We start from the raw sequence: 1,270 nt of genomic DNA, 5'->3' as shown, positions 1-1,270 counted from the left end.
ACATGGGGGATCATGTAACTCGCCTTGATCGTTGGGAACCGGAGCTGAATGAAGCCATACCAAACGACGAGCGTGACACCACGATGCCTGTAGCAATGGCAACAACGTTGCGCAAACTATTAACTGGCGAACTACTTACTCTAGCTTCCCGGCAACAATTAATAGACTGGATGGAGGCGGATAAAGTTGCAGGACCACTTCTGCGCTCGGCCCTTCCGGCTGGCTGGTTTATTGCTGATAAATCTGGAGCCGGTGAGCGTGGGTCTCGCGGTATCATTGCAGCACTGGGGCCAGATGGTAAGCCCTCCCGTATCGTAGTTATCTACACGACGGGGAGTCAGGCAACTATGGATGAACGAAATAGACAGATCGCTGAGATAGGTGCCTCACTGATTAAGCATTGGTAACTGTCAGACCAAGTTTACTCATATATACTTTAGATTGATTTAAAACTTCATTTTTAATTTAAAAGGATCTAGGTGAAGATCCTTTTTGATAATCTCATGACCAAAATCCCTTAACGTGAGTTTTCGTTCCACTGAGCGTCAGACCCCGTAGAAAAGATCAAAGGATCTTCTTGAGATCCTTTTTTTCTGCGCGTAATCTGCTGCTTGCAAACAAAAAAACCACCGCTACCAGCGGTGGTTTGTTTGCCGGATCAAGAGCTACCAACTCTTTTTCCGAAGGTAACTGGCTTCAGCAGAGCGCAGATACCAAATACTGTTCTTCTAGTGTAGCCGTAGTTAGGCCACCACTTCAAGAACTCTGTAGCACCGCCTACATACCTCGCTCTGCTAATCCTGTTACCAGTGGCTGCTGCCAGTGGCGATAAGTCGTGTCTTACCGGGTTGGACTCAAGACGATAGTTACCGGATAAGGCGCAGCGGTCGGGCTGAACGGGGGGTTCGTGCACACAGCCCAGCTTGGAGCGAACGACCTACACCGAACTGAGATACCTACAGCGTGAGCTATGAGAAAGCGCCACGCTTCCCGAAGGGAGAAAGGCGGACAGGTATCCGGTAAGCGGCAGGGTCGGAACAGGAGAGCGCACGAGGGAGCTTCCAGGGGGAAACGCCTGGTATCTTTATAGTCCTGTCGGGTTTCGCCACCTCTGACTTGAGCGTCGATTTTTGTGATGCTCGTCAGGGGGGCGGAGCCTATGGAAAAACGCCAGCAACGCGGCCTTTTTACGGTTCCTGGCCTTTTGCTGGCCTTTTGCTCACATGTTCTTTCCTGCGTTATCCCCTGATTCTGTGGATAACCGTATTAC

General features: G+C 50.4%; 1 protein-coding gene. It reads left to right on the top strand.

The window, feature by feature from the left end:
* Positions 1-407 (top strand): class A beta-lactamase (locus ACLGGO_RS35585; protein ID WP_001355501.1); only part of this gene is annotated, 407 nt, incomplete at its 5' end.
* Positions 408-1,270 lie beyond the last annotated feature (863 nt).

This window comes from Coleofasciculus sp., assembly GCF_046565525.1.
Lineage (GTDB): Bacteria > Cyanobacteriota > Cyanobacteriia > Cyanobacteriales > Coleofasciculaceae > Coleofasciculus.
Note: the sequence above shows the minus strand (reverse complement) of the source record. Positions and strands in the feature narration are given on the sequence as shown.